The sequence below is a fragment of the Flavobacterium sp. genome (genome assembly GCF_043722275.1).
GTDB lineage: Bacteria > Bacteroidota > Bacteroidia > Flavobacteriales > Flavobacteriaceae > Flavobacterium.
The window spans coordinates 1-18,878 of the sequence record NZ_JAYSPC010000111.1 but is presented as its reverse complement, the minus strand read 5'-3'; the positions used below and the strand labels follow the sequence as shown (position 1 = coordinate 18,878).

At 32.3% G+C, this 18,878-nt stretch carries 15 protein-coding genes; 3 read left to right on the top strand and 12 right to left on the bottom strand.

The features are described 5' to 3' along the window. From ACHZDT_RS14205 to rsfS, 10 genes are all read right to left on the bottom strand, one after another. Entirely contained in the window at positions 1-1,485 is a 1,485-nt protein-coding gene (locus ACHZDT_RS14205; RefSeq protein ID WP_394775281.1) for a RagB/SusD family nutrient uptake outer membrane protein, read from the bottom strand. Positions 1,486-1,495: 10 nt separating this feature from the next. Then, the gene (locus ACHZDT_RS14200) at positions 1,496-4,555 is read right to left on the bottom strand and encodes a SusC/RagA family TonB-linked outer membrane protein (RefSeq protein WP_394775280.1); all 3,060 of its coding nucleotides are present in this window, start codon (positions 4,553-4,555) and stop codon (positions 1,496-1,498) included. Between the two features lie 203 nt (positions 4,556-4,758). Beyond that, positions 4,759-8,961 (bottom strand): two-component regulator propeller domain-containing protein, encoded by a 4,203-nt coding sequence (locus tag ACHZDT_RS14195; RefSeq protein ID WP_394775279.1) that lies wholly within the window; start codon positions 8,959-8,961, stop codon positions 4,759-4,761. A 237-nt stretch (positions 8,962-9,198) separates the two neighbouring features. Beyond that, positions 9,199-9,981, bottom strand: a complete 783-nt coding sequence (locus tag ACHZDT_RS14190; RefSeq protein ID WP_394775278.1) for a superoxide dismutase — start codon at positions 9,979-9,981, stop codon at positions 9,199-9,201. An 8-nt stretch (positions 9,982-9,989) separates the two neighbouring features. Continuing rightward, on the bottom strand, positions 9,990-10,253 hold the full coding sequence (locus tag ACHZDT_RS14185) for an acyl-CoA-binding protein (protein ID WP_394775277.1): 264 nt from the start codon (positions 10,251-10,253) through the stop codon (positions 9,990-9,992). Continuing rightward, a complete protein-coding gene (locus ACHZDT_RS14180; RefSeq protein ID WP_394775276.1) occupies positions 10,253-10,906 on the bottom strand; it encodes a phosphatidylserine decarboxylase family protein in 654 nt (217 codons plus the stop codon). The genes ACHZDT_RS14185 and ACHZDT_RS14180 overlap by 1 nt, the downstream gene beginning before the upstream one ends. Further along, positions 10,896-11,783 carry a phosphatidate cytidylyltransferase gene (locus tag ACHZDT_RS14175; RefSeq protein WP_394775275.1) on the bottom strand — a complete coding sequence of 296 codons (888 nt, stop codon included), beginning with the start codon at positions 11,781-11,783 and terminating at the stop codon, positions 10,896-10,898. The genes ACHZDT_RS14180 and ACHZDT_RS14175 overlap by 11 nt, the downstream gene beginning before the upstream one ends. A gap of 1 nt (position 11,784) precedes the next feature. Further along, positions 11,785-12,390 carry a lactate utilization protein B/C gene (locus tag ACHZDT_RS14170; RefSeq protein ID WP_394775274.1) on the bottom strand — a complete coding sequence of 202 codons (606 nt, stop codon included), beginning with the start codon at positions 12,388-12,390 and terminating at the stop codon, positions 11,785-11,787. A 113-nt stretch (positions 12,391-12,503) separates the two neighbouring features. Beyond that, positions 12,504-14,429, bottom strand: a complete 1,926-nt coding sequence (ftsH, locus tag ACHZDT_RS14165; protein ID WP_394775273.1) for an ATP-dependent zinc metalloprotease FtsH — start codon at positions 14,427-14,429, stop codon at positions 12,504-12,506. A 15-nt stretch (positions 14,430-14,444) separates the two neighbouring features. Continuing rightward, positions 14,445-14,816: a ribosome silencing factor gene (rsfS, locus tag ACHZDT_RS14160; RefSeq protein ID WP_213306667.1), complete on the bottom strand. Its 372-nt coding sequence runs from the start codon at positions 14,814-14,816 to the stop codon at positions 14,445-14,447. Positions 14,817-14,909: 93 nt separating this feature from the next. On the opposite strand from rsfS, the gene ACHZDT_RS14155 reads away from it, so the two are divergent. Continuing rightward, a complete protein-coding gene (locus ACHZDT_RS14155) occupies positions 14,910-15,638 on the top strand; it encodes a biotin--[acetyl-CoA-carboxylase] ligase (RefSeq protein WP_394775272.1) in 729 nt (242 codons plus the stop codon). A gap of 237 nt (positions 15,639-15,875) precedes the next feature. On the opposite strand, the gene ACHZDT_RS14150 is transcribed toward ACHZDT_RS14155, so the two are convergent. Together ACHZDT_RS14150 and pyrE are read right to left on the bottom strand one after the other, a co-directional pair. Next, entirely contained in the window at positions 15,876-16,268 is a 393-nt protein-coding gene (locus tag ACHZDT_RS14150; protein ID WP_394775271.1) for an SRPBCC family protein, read from the bottom strand. 321 nt (positions 16,269-16,589) lie between these two features. Next, a complete protein-coding gene (gene pyrE, locus ACHZDT_RS14145) occupies positions 16,590-17,240 on the bottom strand; it encodes an orotate phosphoribosyltransferase (protein WP_394775270.1) in 651 nt (216 codons plus the stop codon). 7 nt (positions 17,241-17,247) lie between these two features. On the opposite strand from pyrE, the gene ACHZDT_RS14140 reads away from it, so the two are divergent. Both ACHZDT_RS14140 and ACHZDT_RS14135 read left to right on the top strand, forming a co-directional pair. Next, positions 17,248-17,850: an NUDIX hydrolase gene (locus ACHZDT_RS14140; RefSeq protein ID WP_394775269.1), complete on the top strand. Its 603-nt coding sequence runs from the start codon at positions 17,248-17,250 to the stop codon at positions 17,848-17,850. 292 nt (positions 17,851-18,142) lie between these two features. Next, positions 18,143-18,739 (top strand): methyltransferase domain-containing protein, encoded by a 597-nt coding sequence (locus tag ACHZDT_RS14135; RefSeq protein WP_394775268.1) that lies wholly within the window; start codon positions 18,143-18,145, stop codon positions 18,737-18,739. Positions 18,740-18,878 lie beyond the last annotated feature (139 nt).

Here is an 18,878-nt window from a genome sequence, read left to right as displayed (position 1 = left end):
TTAATAACCGGGATTTTGCGTTAACCTTCCCGCGGTTGCATCAATTTCTGATTGAGGTATTGGATATAACATATGTTTGTCCTGGAAGTTTTTTCCGTGTGCTATCATTACTTCTTTTGCAATTCCCCATCTTTTCAGGTCCGGCATTCTTTGACTTTCAAAACCAAGTTCTGCTCTTCTTTCAGCTATTAACCAGCCTTTTATAGTTGCTTTATCCGTAGAAATTTCTCTGTTTGGTAAAGTTCCGGATGGAGCAGGGGTTCCTGTCGCAGTTACTGTATTTCTTGCTCTTTCTCGTATGTTGTTAATGATTGTAATCGCTCCGGCATAATCACCTGTTTCATTAAGTGCTTCAGCTTTCCAAAGTAAAACATCGGCGTAACGCATATAGATTTTATTATTTGGAGCGTCGTCGTTTCCTTTATTAGATCCGTTTGTGCTTCCTAATATTTTATTTATCCATTGTTCAGGTACATTAACAGTATATAATTTTCTGGGATCATTAGGCTCAAATGAAGCTAAGAAATCATTACTTGGGGCAAAAAATCCCCAACCTGCAACGGCACAAATTCCATTTCCCTTTTTAGGAATTGCGTTTTGTACGTGGTTGTATGAAAAAATAACTTCGTTATCAGTATATTTAGTACTAAAACTATCAAAGTAATTTGCGTTTAAACTATAAAAATTAAGGCTCTCTAATTCTGAAATTATCGAAATAACCTGAGTCCAGTTTTTATTGTATAAAGCTGATTTTGCCTGAAGCGCCATTACAGCACCTTTAGAAACTCTCCATTTCTCAGTATTTGAACTGTATTTAGAATTGGGCAATAATGCTTTTGCTAATTCTAAATCTTTGTTGATTTGGTTCCAAACCTCAGTTTTTGGAGCTCGTACAACAACTTCAAATGCTTCCTGATATGTCTCTACGGGAGTTAAGATCAAAGGAACATCTCCAAAATTGTTTACCAACGAAAAATAATAATACGATCTCAGGAAATAAGTTTCTCCTAATAATTGTTTTTTTCTTGCTGTAGAAATTCCTGTAATGGATTCTATAGCTGGGTTTAACAGAAAATTAAGTGCAATGTTGGCTCTTTTTATTCCTTCATAATTGTATTTCCATGCGCCATTTGGACCTCCGTTTGTTGATGTAAAAGTGAAATTATTAACTTCATCCATCCAGGATTGATCTCCGTCCGGAATCCATTTTTTCTCCATATCATCAGATGCAATATCCTGTACGATAATGTCGTTTTGAAACACTAATCCACCGCTCCAGTTCCAGTCTTCTTCACTAAAAATATTCATTGTGTTTGAAAACATCTGATAGGAAGAACTAACCGAATTTTCTACCGCAGCAATAGTAGGATTACTATCTGAATCTTTTTTGATTAATAAACCAATTGGGTCTGTGGTAAGTTCTTCTTCGCAGCTTGTAAGGGATAAAAATCCGATTAGGAGCGTTGCTATAAATATATTTTTCATCGTTAGTTTTTTATAATTTTAATTTCAATCCTAAAATAAATGACATCGATTGTGGATATGTTCCCTTGTCAATCAAAGAGGTAGATTCAGGATCTAAACCTGTATATTTTGTAATAGTGAATAAGTTTTGACCTGACATATAAATGCGAAGGTTTGCTTCACCCATAACTTCGGGCTGGAACGTGTATCCAATTTCAACATTTTTTAATCTTAAATAAGAGGCATCTTCGATATATGCACTGGACATTTTACTGCCGCCATTATCATTAAAAGTCAATCTTGGTGTTGTATTCGACGTTCCTTCGCCATTCCATGAATTTAAAACTGCTGTTGTTGAATTAAAGGGACGACTATCATGATCTAATACTTTTTTCAAATCATTGTAACGATCTACGCCTTGAACTCCCTGAAAAAGGAATGAGATATCAAAACGCTCATATTCTCCATTAAACGATAAACCGTAAGTAATTTTCGGGATTGGATTTCCTATAAAAGTTCTGTCATCTGCATTAATCTGACCGTCGCCATTTAAATCCTTAAATTTCATATCTCCCGGTTGCGCACCGTTTGTATTGGCATATAATTGAGATGATATTTCGGCTTTGTTTTGATATATTCCATCAAATTGATATCCGTAATACGAGTTAATTGGCTGACCAACAGTTGTTCTTGTACTACTGATGATATCATCGACATTGGTTACATATTGATGCAGTTTTTCGACTTTATTAGTAAGAGTTGCTACGTTTCCGTTTACGCCATATTTAAAAGCATGATCGTTATTTTGAAAATTCATTCCAAATTCAAATCCTTTATTGCTAACTGCCCCTGCATTTATATAAGTTTCATCGATTACACCAACAGAAACTACCGGCAAGCTTACTTTTAATAAAATTCCGTCTGTGGTTTTATCAAAATAATCTGCTGTAAAAGACAGTTTGTTTTTTAGAATGCTAAAATCTAATCCAATATCAGTTTGTGTGGTTGTTTCCCATTTAATATCAGGATTTCCATAACGAATTGTATTTACGTTTCCGTCTACTTTTGAAACTACAGTTTGATACGCATTATTTGGTATTTCCTGATTTCCTGACTGACCCCAGCTAGCTCTCAGTTTTAAGTTGGAAATCCAATCGGCTTTTTCCATAAACTTTTCCTTAGACATTATCCAGCCTCCTGAAACCGAAGGAAAATAACCCCATTTATTATTAGGTCCAAAGCGTGAAGAACCATCGGCCCTGATTGTTCCGGAAACAAAATATTTATTGTCATATCCGTAAGTACCGGAGCCAAAGAATGAAACCAGATTCCAGTTAACAGCAGATCCGCCGGAACTCATTTTATTTGTTCCGCCATAATCCAGGTATCTAAATGAGTCTGTTGTAGTATCATAATTTTGTCTTGTACCATTGATCCAGGCATATTTACTGCTAATACTTTCGGTTCCTAATAATGCATTTATGCTATGTTTTTCGTTAATTGTTTTTACATAGTTTAATGTATTTGTAAAAGTAAAAGTCATCGTTTGTCCCATGTCTTCATTTAAGTACGAAGGCCTGTTTTTTCTTCCCATTCCCGGGTATAATTCATTCCCGTCATCATCACCAAAATTTTCTCCAAAATCTTTATTATGATCAAAAACGATATCAGCACCAACGCTGCTTCTAAATTTCAGGGATTTATCTGCTAAGAATTTATATTCGCCATAAACATTTCCAAAGGTTCTGAATGTTTTACGTTTATCATCTGTAAAATTTACTAAAGCAATTGGATTAGAGGTTTGCTCATAATTTTTATCCCAACCGCCATTGTTATTATTGTTTAGATAAAAAGGTAAATCTGTATAAGGATCTCTTTGTGAATAAGTAGGATCATTAACATCTTTATAAACCGATAAAACCGGAGGACGTAATAAGGCGTGACGAATTATTCCGGGAGCATCTCCGCTTGACGATAATTTATCCTGAACCGTATTTGTAATCTGAATATTTGTTCCTACTTTGAAATTTTTAGTAATATCTGAATTAAGATTTATTCTAAAATTTATACGTTGAAATTTATCATGATCGCCAATCACAATACCATTTTGAGCAAAATATCCACCTGAAATTAAGTATTGCGTTGTTTCATTTCCTCCGTTTGCCGAAAGCTGAAAATTTGTTGTTAAACCTGCCGTAAACAATTTATTTAGCCAGTCCGTATTTGCAAAATCTGTTCTTGCTCTGTCTTTTTGATAAGGACTTATCGCATCACTTGCATTGCCGGCAGTATTATGCCACGCCTGATCTTTTACGGCTAAGTATTGATCGGAATTTAATAATTTAGGAAGATTGGTTGCATAATTAACTCCCGTATAATATTCTGCATTAATACTGGTTTTTCCTTTTGATCCGTTTTTGGTTGTAATAACGATTACTCCCGCAGAAGCTCTTGAACCATAAATAGCACTTGCCGCAGCATCTTTTAAAACGGTCATTGTTTTTACATCAGATTGATTCAGGAAAGAAATATCTCGTGTTGCAACGCCGTCAACAACATATAATACATCATTGTTTCCCAGCGTTCCTTCACCTCTAATACGTATTTTTAATCCGTCTCCGGGAGCACCGGTATTTGCCGAAACAAAAACTCCTGCAACCTGGCCCTGCAGAGCCTGACCAACATCTGCAACTTTTGTTTTAGCCATTTCATCCATATTTACTGTAGCCACGGCACCAGTTATTGCAGATTTTTTTTCGCTTGTATATCCTACAACAACAACTTCATTTAAAGTATTAATATCTTCTTTTAAAGTAACAGGTAAATTAGTTCTGCCTGATACGCTTACTTCCTGAGTTTGATAACCAATGTAGCTGAAAATCAAAACAGCATCCGGATTTACTTTATTGAAGAAATAGTTTCCGTCAAAATCAGTAATAGTATTTATGGCTGTTCCCTTAATTGTAACATTAACTTGTGGAACCGGACCCAAATTGTCAGTAACAATACCCTTTACAGATTGTGCGGCTATTATACTGCTGAATAATAGAGTAAAGAGCATGAATAAATTATAAATATATTTTTTTATCATTATAAAAAGGGATTAAATAAATTACTAATTCGATTGAATTTTTTCAAGGTTTGTTTATAGTTAATTAAGTTTCGTATTTACGATAACGATTGAATTATTTTCGTTGATAAAATTAGCCTGAGCATACAAGAAACTCTGTACACTATTTCTTCAAAAGTGTACACTTGTATTTATCGTATTGGTATTTAGTGAGTTAAATTATTCTAGCGCTGTGATTTGTATTTAAGCTGATAGTTTTTAGGAGTGGTATTGTATATTTTTTTGAACTCACGGTAAAAATAGGAGCGGTTATTAAACCCGGATCTGTAGCAAACCTCAGATACGGTTAATACATTTTTGCGCAAGAGTTCTGCGGCATATTTTAATCTGATGGTTCTGATTAAATCACCTGGAGAAAGATCAAAAATCTGTTTGATCTTTCGATACAATTGCGAATTGCTGATTCCTAATTCTTTTTCGATAAATAAACTTTGCAGGTTTTCATTGTCTATATTATGGCGAATAAGTTCGATTATTTTTTTTATGAAATCTTTTTCATCACTATCGATAGAAAGTACTGAAAGGTTTTCAATCAGCGTATCCTGGGTAAAGTGTTTCGATATTAATTCTTTTTCTTCAAGCAGTTTTTGTATTCTGATTAATAAATGATCAGGATAAAATGGTTTTGGAATATACGAATTAGCACCACTTTCCAGACCTTCAATTCTATGTAAAACAGAATCTTTTGCGGTAAGCATAATAAACGGAATGTGGCATGTTTTAAGATCATTTTTGATCTTTTTGCAAAGTTCTACACCATCCATAAAAGGCATCATGACATCGCTGATAATGATATCCGGAATTTCATTTTCAATACTAGTAATAGCTTCTAGACCATTATGAGCTATAATAAGCCTGTATTTTTCGTTTAGCAATTCATTAAGTAAAACATGAATATCTTTTTCATCTTCTACTATTAATATTACTTTTCGATGATCTTCAAGATCTTCTAATGACAAAATTTTATTAGGAGTTTCATCTGTTTTTCCTGGAATTTCTTCGAGAATATTTTTTAAATGATCCGAAATCAGGATGGTACTTACGGCCGAATCCAGTTCTTTTTCAGTGAAATTTTCCTCATTACATGGCAATAGAATTGTAAAAGTTGTTTGCTGATCAATTATACTTGAAACTTGAATTTCACCTCTTAATACGTTAACTAATTTTTTAATATAGGCTAAACCAATTCCTGTTCGAAACATATTATTATCAGAAACTCTAGTAGAATTAGACAAGAAAAACTGCTCGAATACAAAATCTAATTCCTCTTTTGGGATTCCTTTTCCTGTATTTGTAATCGTGATATTTAATTTTTGATTATTATCGTGAATTTTAAATTCTATATCGATTTTTCCGTTTAACGGAGTGTATTTAAACGCATTTGACATTAGATTAAATACTATTTTTTCGATTTTATCCTTATCAAACCATCCTAATAATGTTGGCGGTAAAATCAGTTTATAATTGATGTTTTTGTCTAATGCCAATTCATCAAATAATTCGGCAATTTGTTCTATTAGATTTACTAAATCAAACTCTTTTACACTGACTTCAAGAGCATCGTATTCAGCTTTTCTAAATTCAAGTAATTGCTGCGTTAAAAATAATAGTCGTGAAGAATTACGCTGTACCATTTGTACAAACCGCTGATTTCTTTCGCCTAGATTTGTTACTTCTGAGAGTTTCTGGATTGGTGCGACAATTAGGGTTAATGGCGTTTGAAACTCATGCGCAATTTCAGTAAAAAAAGTAAGACGGTTTTCGTGTAATTCTTTTTCTCTCTTCCTGAAAATAATGTTTTGATTTAATGAATGACGCTTTTTATAATAACTTAAAACAAATAGAATAAGCAAGATAAAGAGTGATATATAGATTGCAAAAGCAAGATTTGATTGCCAGAATATCGGTTTTATTTTAATATCTATAGCATGAACCGGCCTGCTCCAGACACCGTCACTATTAGACCATTTTATTAATAAAGAATAATTGCCTTTTGGGACATTGGTGAACGAAATAATTTTCCGGTTATTAATTGTATTCCAGCCTTTATCAAAATTCAGTAATTGATACGCATATTGGCATTTCTCGGTATTTACATACGTTAGCGCTGTTAATTCAATATCAAAAAAGTTTTGATCGTGTTTTAATACAATTGAAGGATATGTATCAGAATTGGGCGAAATTACTAATCCCTGATAATAAGGAGCAACTTGATTTTGTCCGCTAATTTTATCAATAAAAAGATCTGGAATTTGTGACGATTCTTTTATTTTTTGAGGTAAAAAGTAGTTAAAACCTTTTATTCCTCCCATAAAAATAAAACCGGAATTATTATCTTTATAAAAAGCACCATCAGCAAATTCGTTATTCTGAAGACCTTCATTTTTAGTATAATTGGTAAATTTTATTTTATCAGAATTAAAATTAGAAAGACCAAAATTTGTACTTAACCAAAGGTTATTTTTTTTGTCCGGCACTATTCCGTGGATTGTATTATTAGGAAGTCCATCTTTTAAAGTAAAGTTTTTAAATGTTGCTTTTCCGTCACTTTTTAGATTTTCTAATACATTTAAACCAAAACTTGTCCCAATCCAGAGCTTATTTTTTGCATCAGTCTGCAAGCAGAGAATATCGTTATTCGACAAACTATCCGGATCATTATCCACCTTTTTATAAATGGTAAAATGTTCTGTTTTTTTATCAAATAAATTTAATCCGCCCAATCGGGTTCCTATCCAAAGTTGGTTTTCATTTTTCGGAATAATCGAAAAAACGATATTACTGCTTAAGGCATTTTTATTGTTATTATCTGCCAGATATTTTTTAAATCCAGTCACTTTTAACTTATTCCCAGAACGTTCAATTTTGCACCGGATCATTCCGTATGCGTTTGTTCCCAACCAAATAAATCCGTCCTGATCCTGATAAATAGAATAAATAGATTTGAAATAATCGCAATCTTTATTGCCTGTAATTTCGGCCCAAGAAATTAATTTTGAATTTTTTAAATCAAAAACGGTGATTCCTTCGCCATCAGTTCCAATAAAAATTAAATCATCTTGCCCTTTACACAAAGAAAATACGGCATTGTTGATGGAACTGTTTCCTTCATTGAAATTTTTATATCGTAAAGGTTTTTCAGGATTGAGATAGAAATCAGCAGGGAGTTGAAATAATCCTTTTCCTTTTGTACCAAACCAAAACGATTTTCCTTCAATTTCTAAAAATGTTCTGATAATTCCGCCATCTAATTCTGGAATTTGAACTTTAGAAATAAGATTAAACGGTTTCTTAACAGGATGCATTTTAATAATTCCGTCTCCATCAGTTCCCGCCCAAAGCACATTTTCGTTTCCTTGAATTAAGGTTGTTATTTTCTGATTATTCAAATATTTCAGCCAATATCTATTACTTATATTTCCTGTTTTATCGATAATAAAATGACCTGATCTGCCTGAAACAAGAAGTCCTTCGGGAATAGATCCCAAAATGTTTTCTATGTTTTTTTGAAGTAAAACAGCGTTTTTTTTATTTACTAAGGAATACAAAACAGCATTTCCGTTTGTTGATATTGTACAGATTTTTTGTTTTGAAAGTATTCCGAATGTTTTAATATTATTCGAAATTAATTCGGTTTTTGAAATACTTTCTATACCATCTTTTTCTTTTTTGAAGGATAACGAATAGAGTTGATTATCTTCAAATAAGATTAATAATTCTCCACCTAAAGTGAATTCCATTTTTCGGACAGCCCTTTTTGGAATATTTTCGGTCTCTAATATTTTAAAATTATTACCATCAAAATAACCAATTCCCCAATCTTTTACTGCACAAAAAACTTTTTTAGAAGCATTGAGTGCCATATTAAATTCAGATTCAGATAATGGTGGTTTCTTTTTTCTATTGAAATAATAAGGCCGAAATGTATCTGTTTTTTTATTGTATCGGTTAATTCCGTGTATGGTTAAAATCCAGATTTGTCCTTGGTTATCTTCGTCTATTTTTAAAATAACCTGATGGCTTAAACTGTTTGGATTGTTTAATTCAGGTCTGAAAATCTTGAAGTTGTTTCCGTCATATCTGTTTAAACCGTCCCAGGTTCCTATCCAAAGCAGATTTTCAGAATCCAGAAAAATAGCATTTACAGAACTGCTTGATAAACCTTTTGTATTATCTAATTGTTCTGACGAATATTGGACATTAATTGTTTTAGAAGAATCTAATATTGATTTCGGGTTTTGATTTTCTGGAAACGAATCTTTAATAAACTGATTCGATGCAGTATTATCAAAAGTTTCTTTTTCTTTATTGTCACACGAAAAAAAAACAAGGACAATACAAAAAATGAAGGTAATTTTAATTTTCAAGACATTTTTATAAAGCTTCTCTAACCAATATAGTTATCGTTCAGGTATATAATATTGATTATCATCTTCTAAAAATATCAAATTTGTATTATAAGAGTATATTATATTGTTGCTAAAGGTACTAATTTGTGCATTGCGAATAGCTGATTTTTGTCATACTTATATTACTTTATAATAGACTATTTTCTAAAATTATAGTGCAAAAAAAAGCTGATACTTTATTGTATCAGCTTTTTTTTAATATACTTTTTTGACTTTCTTTAATGCCTCTATATAATTTTCGTTTACTTTTTCCCAATTAACGTGTTCATAAAAAGCATCTATATAACTTCCTTTTCTGTTTTGGTAATCGAGATAATAGGCGTGTTCCCATAAATCGATTCCCATAATTGGTGTTCCGGGAATCAAAGCGTTTTTCATTAATGGATTATCCTGGTTATCTGTTGTGGTAACTTGCAGTTTTCCATATCTGTCTACAACTAACCAAACCCAGCCAGAACCAAATTGTTTTGTCGCCTGACCTTTAAACTGATTTGTAAGATTGGCAAAAGAACCAAATTCTTTATTTATAGCCCCAGCCAAAGTATCTTTTGGAGTTGTCTCCTTAGGTGTCAAAATATTGAAATACAAAGTATGATTATAATAACCACCGGCATTTTGACGAAGTTTAGCATTGCTGAGATCCATTTTTTTAAGAATATCTTCAATAGGTGAATTCTCAAATTCGGTATTTACAATCTCTTTATTAAAATTATTTGTGTACGTTAAATAGTGTTTAGAATAATGCGTTTCTAAAGTAAGCGTTCTTATTGCGGGAGCTAAACCATCATATGCAAAAGGTAATTTTGTCATCTCAAAAGAACCCGGATCTGCTTTTACATCGTTTGGTGATCCGATGGTTATTTTTTCCTCTTTAGTTGGTAAAGGGACTTCTACAACTTCGGTTAGCTTGTTATCATTACAAGAAAATAATAGAAAAAATGAAGCTAAAATGCTGAAACGAACAATGTTTTTCTTCATAATATTAGTTATTTTAACGAATTAATGATTTCAATATAATTTTCCTTAGCCTCATCTATCGATATATGGCTAATTTGCATCCATGCGTTTGTTTTGAAAGCATCTCTTAAATCAAAATTCTCAGATTGATTATAAACCGCAGTTCCAAAGGTTGCCTGTTTGTAATACGCATAAAGTCTTAGCTGCACATCTTGCGGCAGTGAGGCCTGAGTCATTTTTAAAGCAACATCTACAGCCTCTAAAAAACGAGTATCTAAATCTTTTTCGATCATTAAGCTTTTGTAGCAATAATGGTTTTTCCACCAATTGCTTTTTGGTTTAATACCACATTAATAGGAGTACCTAAAGGTAAAAATAAATCTACTCTTGAACCAAATTTTATAAAACCTGCATCTGTACCCTGAACGACTTGCATTCCTTCCTGAGCATAATTTACAATTCTGCGGGCTAAAGCACCGGCAATTTGTCTGTATAATATTTGTCCAAAACTATCATTTTCGATTACTACAGTAGTTCTTTCGTTTTCTTCACTTGCTTTTGGATGCCACGCAACTAAAAATTTCCCCGGATGGTATTTACTAAATTTTATAATTCCGTCCATAGCATAACGTGTTACATGAACGTTTATTGGTGACATAAAGATAGAAACCTGTAAACGTTTATCTTTAAAAAATTCACCTTCGTAAACTTCTTCAATAACCACGACTTTTCCATCAACAGGAGCAAGAATCTGATCAATACTTCTGATTGCAATTCTTTTAGGATTTCTAAAGAATTGTAAAATAATAATCAAAATTACTACACCGGCAATTTGCACAAGCATTCTAAGCCATGTAATATCAATGAATTTGTCAGCAATTAAAAGTACAGCTACTGCAAATACAGTACCTAATAAAATGGATGGGCCTCCTTCTTTATGAAACATAATATAAAATTTGATAAAATAAAAATATAATTGGTGCTACAAATATAACACTATCTAATCGATCTAGTACGCCTCCGTGGCCAGGCATTATTGCGCCACTGTCTTTTACTCCCGCAACTCTTTTAAACTTAGATTCAATTAAATCTCCAATAGTTCCAAAAATGCTTACAATCAAAGCAATTATTGTCCAAATTAAGATTGATTTACTGCTAAATTCAGGATTTGGCTGAATGTAGAATTTTGAAATTAAAAATCCTGACAAAGCTGCAAAAACTACTCCGCCAAGAAATCCTTCAATTGTTTTTTTAGGAGAAATACGTTCAAAAAGCTTATGTTTTCCAATAGATTTCCCAACTAAATAAGCAAAAGTATCATTTGTCCAGATTAAAATAAATAATCCAATGATAATTTTTGGGTTATAATCTTTTATTCCAAAAGAAATTTTAACGATAAAAAGGAATGGTAACATGATGTATCCAATTAAGTAAGTAATTTTGGATACTTTACTTATGATTTGCGTATCATCAAATAAAAAGACAATACATTTTATTGCTATAATTAAAGTGATTATAAGTAATATAAAAAATAATTTATCTGTATCGACTGTAATTATAATGTTCTCTTTTAGGATTTTACTAATATAATTTTCAGTTTGAACTCTATAAAAGCTAATTAAAGATACGGTAGAATAAAAAACGGAAACAAATAAAATAGAAATGACTTTATTAAGCTTTACTAAGTTGCAAAATTCATAGGTTGCAATAATTAGAAAAATGCCAAAAAGGAGAATAAAGCTTTCGGTAGAAAACAAAATTGAAGTCAGTAGTAAAGCGATGTAGACAGCACCAGAAATGGCTCTCTTAAGTGTTTCGTTCATCTTAAAGATCTTCTAAGAGCAATAAATACAAATTCTTGGCAACACTTCCGTATTGAGTAAAATCTTCTTCTTTTGCTTTTTCGAAATATTTTATGGTAGTAATATTAGTAGGGTAGTCCCTTTCGTATTTTCTCTTGATGGCGCTTAACCCATCACTTTTAATTAATTGCAGCTGACTTGTAGTTGCAATAATTACAATATTTGCAGGTAATTCGTTTGGTTTGTCTTGTCTGATTTGTTTTGATGAAAATAAGATAGAACCTTCATCGGCGATTAAATTTTCACAGGTTGCTAGTAAGAATTTAGGATTTCTGGGAGAAATATAAATTAACTTGTTTTCTTCCAGTAAATTAAAAAGTGCCGGTTCGTAGCATAAAACTTCATTTTCGAACCAGTCATTTTCTTCTAAAATATTTTCAAACTGTTCAGCAACTTCTTGTTTGTTTTCACAGTACAAAAATTTACCACCATTTTTCTTAAAATTAAAAATGAATCTTTCATCTATAGATAAATGACTGTCCGGAGAATGATTTCCTCCATACTCGCTTTCATTTTCTTCATCAGAAGAGCTGTCGCTGGAACCAAATATTTTTTTGAAAAAATTCATTTTATATGAAAAACTTTACATGTTAATTGAAAACGTTCAAAGATAAAAAAATCTTAATTCAAAAGGCTATTTTGAATTAAGATTTTAAAAAATATTACATATTTATTGAATATTTACGAAACCACTTCTTCTAAATTTTTATCAAAAGTACGTTTTCCGAAAATTGTTTCTAAGTCATCTTTAAAAATAACCTCTTTTTCAATTAATATGTCAGCTAATTGATTTAGCTTGTCTTTGTTTTCTTCAAGAATATGAATCGCTCTTTGGTATTGACCTTCAATTAATTCTGAAATTTCTTTATCAATAACTTTTGCAGTTTCGTCAGAATATGGTTTTGAGAAATTGTATTCACTTTGACCAGTTGAGTCATAATAAGTAACATTTCCTATTTTATCATTCAAACCATAAATCGTTACCATAGCACGAGCCTGACGTGTAACTTTTTCTAAATCGCTTAATGCACCAGTCGAAATTCTGTCAAAAGTTACCTTTTCAGCAGCTCTTCCGCCCATAGTTGCACACATTTCGTCTAACATTTGGTCAGTTCTTACGATTTGTCTTTCTTCCGGTAGGTACCATGCAGCTCCTAAACTTTGTCCACGAGGCACAATAGTTACCTTAATAAGTGGTGCAGCGTGCTCAAGCATCCAGCTTACAGTAGCGTGACCAGCTTCGTGAATTGCAATTGCTCTTTTCTCTTCTGGAGTAATGATTTTGTTTTTCTTTTCAAGCCCACCTATGATTCTGTCAACGGCGTCAAGGAAATCTTGTCTGTCAACTGCAGTTTTGTTGTTACGGGCGGCAATTAATGCAGCTTCGTTACAAACATTTGCAATATCAGCACCGGAGAATCCCGGAGTTTGTTTTGCTAAGAAATCAAGATCAAGACCTTCAACTTTTTTGATAGGAGCTAAGTGAACTTTAAAAATTTCAGCTCTTTCGCGAATGTCCGGTAAGTCAACAAAAATTTGTCTGTCAAAACGACCTGCACGCATTAATGCTTTGTCAAGAACATCAGCTCTGTTTGTTGCAGCCAGAACAATTACGTTAGAGTTTGTACCAAAACCGTCCATTTCTGTCAGTAATTGGTTCAAAGTATTTTCTCTTTCATCATTTCCGCCTGACATATTGCTTTTTCCTCTTGCTCTACCAACAGCATCAATTTCATCGATGAATATGATAGCAGGAGATTTTTCTTTTGCTTGTTTAAATAAGTCACGAACACGTGAAGCACCAACACCTACAAACATCTCTACGAAATCAGAACCTGATAGCGAGAAGAAAGGTACCTGAGCTTCTCCCGCAACTGCTTTTGCAAGTAAGGTTTTACCAGTTCCCGGAGGTCCTACAAGTAGGGCTCCTTTAGGAATTTTACCTCCCAGATTAGTATATTTTTCGGGGTTTTTAAGGAACTCTACAATTTCTTGTATTTCTTCTTTAGCACCTTCTAAACCGGCAACATCTTTAAAAGTTGTTTTGATGTCAGTTTTTTCATCAAACAATTTAGCTTTCGATTTTCCAATGTTAAAAATTTGTCCGCCACCGCCACCAGCGCCACCTGACATTTTACGCATAATAAAAATCCATACACCAATAATGATGATAATAGGAAGTAAGCTGATAAGGATATCGCTCCAATTATTTTTTTGCAAGAAATTAAAATCTTTCAGTTTGCCTTCGCCAACTGCTTTTTCTAATTTAGTCTGAAAAATTTGATCGTTACCAATTTCTAAAGTATAGTGCGGACCTTTATTAGGTCTGTCAAAAATATCTTTAGCTACTTTTTTATTAGCTGCATCTTTAAGAGCAGCAGCATTTAAATAAACCTCAGCTTCAGCTTTATTGTAAACAATAACTTTTTCAATTTGACCTTTTTCTAATAAAACATTGAATTTAGAAGAAGTTAATTGAGCTGGTTCGCTTAAGTTAGATCCTCCGGTTGCAAAACTTATAAATAAAAAAACCAGAAGTATTGCGGTATATATTAACCAAGGACTTATTTTAAATTTACTCGGATTTGGATTATTATCTTTAGCCATTAGAGAAAGTTTCTTTTAGTATTTGTTTTCGATTGTAGTTATTTTGGCGTCACCCCAAAGGCTTTCGATATTATAATATTCACGAATGTGTTTCTGGAAGACATGTACAACAATGTGCACATAATCCATAAGAACCCATTCAGCATTATCGGTTCCTTCTACGTGCCACGGTTTATCTTTTAAGTCTTTAGATACTGTTTTTTGTATTGAGCTTACAATGGCGTTAACTTGGGTATTTGAATTTCCGTTGCAAATGACAAAATAGTCACAAACAGCCGTATCTATATCTCTTAAGTCAAGAATACTGATATCATTTCCTTTTACTTCTTCAATCCCTTTGATTATGTTCGCCAATAGAACATCATTATTAATCGTCTTTTTCGCCATGAATTATTTTATATGATTTTGTAAAGTTACCAAATTTTGTGATTATTTTTGAACCTTAACAAAATATTAAATTAAGTTAATTAAATTCCTTTAATGAAAGTAATCAAACTCGATGCCATAGATTCAACAAATGATTTCCTTAAATCATTGGCAAGCAAAGATGAACTGGATAATTTTACCACAGTAACTGCTGAAAATCAGACAAAAGGTAAAGGACAAATGGGGGCGATATGGCAATCAGAATCAGGTAAAAACTTAACTATGAGTGTTTTGGTGAAGGATTTTCTTTTTGATAATGAGCAGGTTTTTAACCTTAGTGTTATAGTTTCATTAAGCGTAATCGATGCCCTAAAAACATTGAATATTCCTGATTTATGTATAAAATGGCCAAACGACATTATGTCATACAACAAAAAGATTGGTGGCATACTTATCGAAAACACCATAAAAAGTGATGGCAGGATTGTGTCAGTTGTTGGGATAGGACTAAATGTCAATCAAACTAATTTTGAACATTTGCCTCATGCTTCATCATTGGCAGTGATTTGTAAAACCGAATTCGACAAAAATGCTTTAGTACTTTTGATAATCGAAAAAATACAGCAAAAGATAAAATCCTGGGAAACCAATTCGGCTGATTTATGGAAAGAATATTTCAATTCCCTATTTAAAAAAGGCGTTCCAATGCCGTTTAAAAATCTTTCAGGACAAAATTTTATGGGAATAATCCAAGGTGTTTCTTCCATCGGACAAATACAAATTTTACTTGAAGACGATTCAGTTTCAGAATTTGAGATTAAGGAAATTCAGATGTTGTACTAAGTTTCTAAGGTTCTGAGTTGCTAAGATTCTAAGTTTTTTTGCTTTATAATTTTCCTTTAGCTAAAAAATGAATCAGTGTAAAACCCGTTTAATCCGTTAAATTAGTGGGTAATTTTTTATAAGAAATCATTTTAATCCTTTTAATCTGTGGCAAATAAAAAAGCCCAATCATATAAGATCAGGCTTAAAATTTTATAATAAGTAGAGAATTAACAATTAACAATTCACAATTGATAATTAAAGCTTCGTCATATTAGTTGCCAGTGTTTCAATGAATTTACTAATTGGTCCTTTTATCATCATTGCCATCATTGCATTAAATTCACCTTCAAATTGAAGTTGAACAGCACTTTCAGCACCAGAAATACTTTCTATATTCGAAACCAAAGTAAACGGAAGTTTATCACTTGCAGCGCCCAAAACAATTTTGTTTGGCGCAACTTTATCCTTCATTTTAAGTTTTATTTCCGGCATACCTTTTAATCCAAAAATAAAAGAATCTTCGCCAGTAACTTCGAATTTGGCGATATTATCCGGCATTAATTTTTCGTAATTTCGAACATCAGTCAATAAATCAAATAAATCTTGAGCTGATTTCTGAACAGTAACTTTTGGACTTTCTAAGTTCATATTTTATTTTTTTATTTTTTGTTTAATAAAAGTAAATCTAAAATTATTTTTAACCGCAAAGGGCGCAAGGTTTTTTTTGATATTGTAAACCTAGTATAAACGCAGAGTTCGCAAAGCTTTGTCTTTAATGAATTTAATTATAAAATTCTGACTAATATAGAATTTACCATCTGAAAATCTAAATTATTTTTTTTACCACAAAGGATGCAAGTTTTTTTGAAATTGTAAACTTTACTAAACGCTAAGTTCGCAAAGCTAATATTAATTGAATTCAAATTCAAAAGTCTTGCTTCTAGTATCTTGCTTCTAATTAATCTAAAATTATTCCTCTTCCTGTCCCCAAGTCGATGGACTTTCGTTCCATTCCAGTAAAGTCGATTGTTGGTCTTCGGTAATATATTGTTTCTGAACTGCTAAGTCCAGTAAATTTTCGTAATTACTTAACGTGTACAAATCGATATTTGCGTTTTTAAAGTTCTCTTCGGCAACATTAAAACCGTACGTAAAAATCGCAGCCATTCCTTTAATGTTCGCGCCTTCGTTACGTAAAGCCTCCACAGCCATCAAACTGCTGTTTCCTGTGCTAATTAAATCTTCAACAACAACCACGTTTTGACCTTTTTGTAAAAAACCTTCAACCTGATTTTGTCTTCCGTGTTTTTTCGCTTCCGGACGCACATATACAAACGGTAATCCAAGGCTTTCGGCAACAAGAATTCCTATTCCAATGGCTCCAGTGGCAACACCGGCAATAACATCTGGTTTTCCAAATTGTTTTTCAATATTTTTCGCAAATTCATCACGAACATAGTTTCGGATGCTCGGAAATGAAAGAATTAACCTATTATCACAATAAATAGGAGATTTCCAACCAGAAGCCCATGTAAAAGGATTTTCGGGATTCAATTTAATTGCATTTATTTGCAAAAGCAATTCGGCTGTTTTTTCGGCAGTATCTTTATTAAAAATCATAGTACAAATGTATAAAGTTTTTGTGAACGACAAACCACTTTTTTTGACAAATGAAATCTCAAAAGAGACCGATTTTCAATTATTCTTGTTAGAGAGTATTGATATCGAGCATCTTATCGTCAAAATGTTTCAAAATAAAATTCAAAAGGCTTATTTGTATCATCCTGACGAAAAGGAAATTATGAAGACCTTAAAGGCTAAAATTCCCGTTAATAAAGCGGGTGGAGGTCTTGTTTACAATAAAAAAGGCGAAGTTTTATTTATTTTCCGAAACGGAAAATGGGACTTACCAAAGGGCGGAATAGAAAAAGGAGAAGAAATTGAAGACACCGCAATGCGCGAAGTCGAAGAGGAAACCGGCGTAGGCCAACTCCGAATCACAAATAAACTCGAAAAAACCTACCACGTTTTCAAACGCAACGGAAAATACAAACTCAAAGTCACGCATTGGTTCGAAATGCAATCAGATTTTGAAGGAACGCCACAAGGACAAATCGAAGAAGGAATTGAAAAAGTTGCCTGGTTAAATCCTGAAGAAATTAAAGAAGCCTTAAAAAACTCTTACGAAAATATCAAATTGTTATTTGAAGAAGAAAATCAATTGCAATAACAATATCAAATCAAATTCTAAATTTTAAATTCCAAATTCCAATTCACATTTAGATTGGAATTTGGAATTTAAAATTTTGGATTTATTTAGATCATCTTAAAGAACGACGCTTCTATTGCGTATAAGTAAAAATTAAATTATTCCTTTAAAATTGTAAAAGTAGTGCAACTAAGACTATATTGCAGGAAAATACTGTAATAGTAAAATTTTACCCTGCAATAATTGGTAAGGATTACAGTTAAGAACATAATTATGTTTTTTATCCCAATCCAGAATACAAGCAATTTATAAAATGATTTTTAAAAACTTAAAACAAAATATAGACATAGAAGATAGTGCTTTTAATAAGTTGTACTCTACAAGAATTAGAAGACTCGCGGAACGTCATCGGACACCGGTTGCAATTGCAAAAATTGCAGCAGATTATCTGGTTGACAAACCAAACAAAAAAGTATTAGACATTGGTGCCGGAGTTGGCAAGTTTTGTTTAGTAGGAGCAGCTTCAACCAAAGGCTTTTTTTACGGAGTCGAACAAAGAGGATCACTTATAAAACTATCAAAAAAAATAGCAGAGAAGCACAATGTCGAGAACGTTGAATTTATTCATTCTAATATCACCGATATTTCTTTTTCGGATTATGATGCATTTTACTTTTACAATTCTTTTTTCGAAAATGTAGATACTTCCTGTCCTATTGATAAAATTGTAATTCCTAATAATGACTTATTTTTATCTTATTCTAATTACGTGAGAGAACAGCTCAATAAAACGCCAAAATATACCAGACTTGTTACCTATTGGAGCACTTGGGAAGAAATACCCGAAAGTTTTAACTTAGAACATTCTGAACTCAATGGAGTATTAAATTTTTGGAGAAAAATGTCATAGTTGTAATTAAATTTACGTTGCTTAAATTTTGTTAGTAGGGCGTGCCACCATTAAATAATCTTTTATATTCCTAAAAATCTCCACATAATACAAAAAAAACACTACAAACATACGATAGCGCGGATTTGCAATCCGTGCC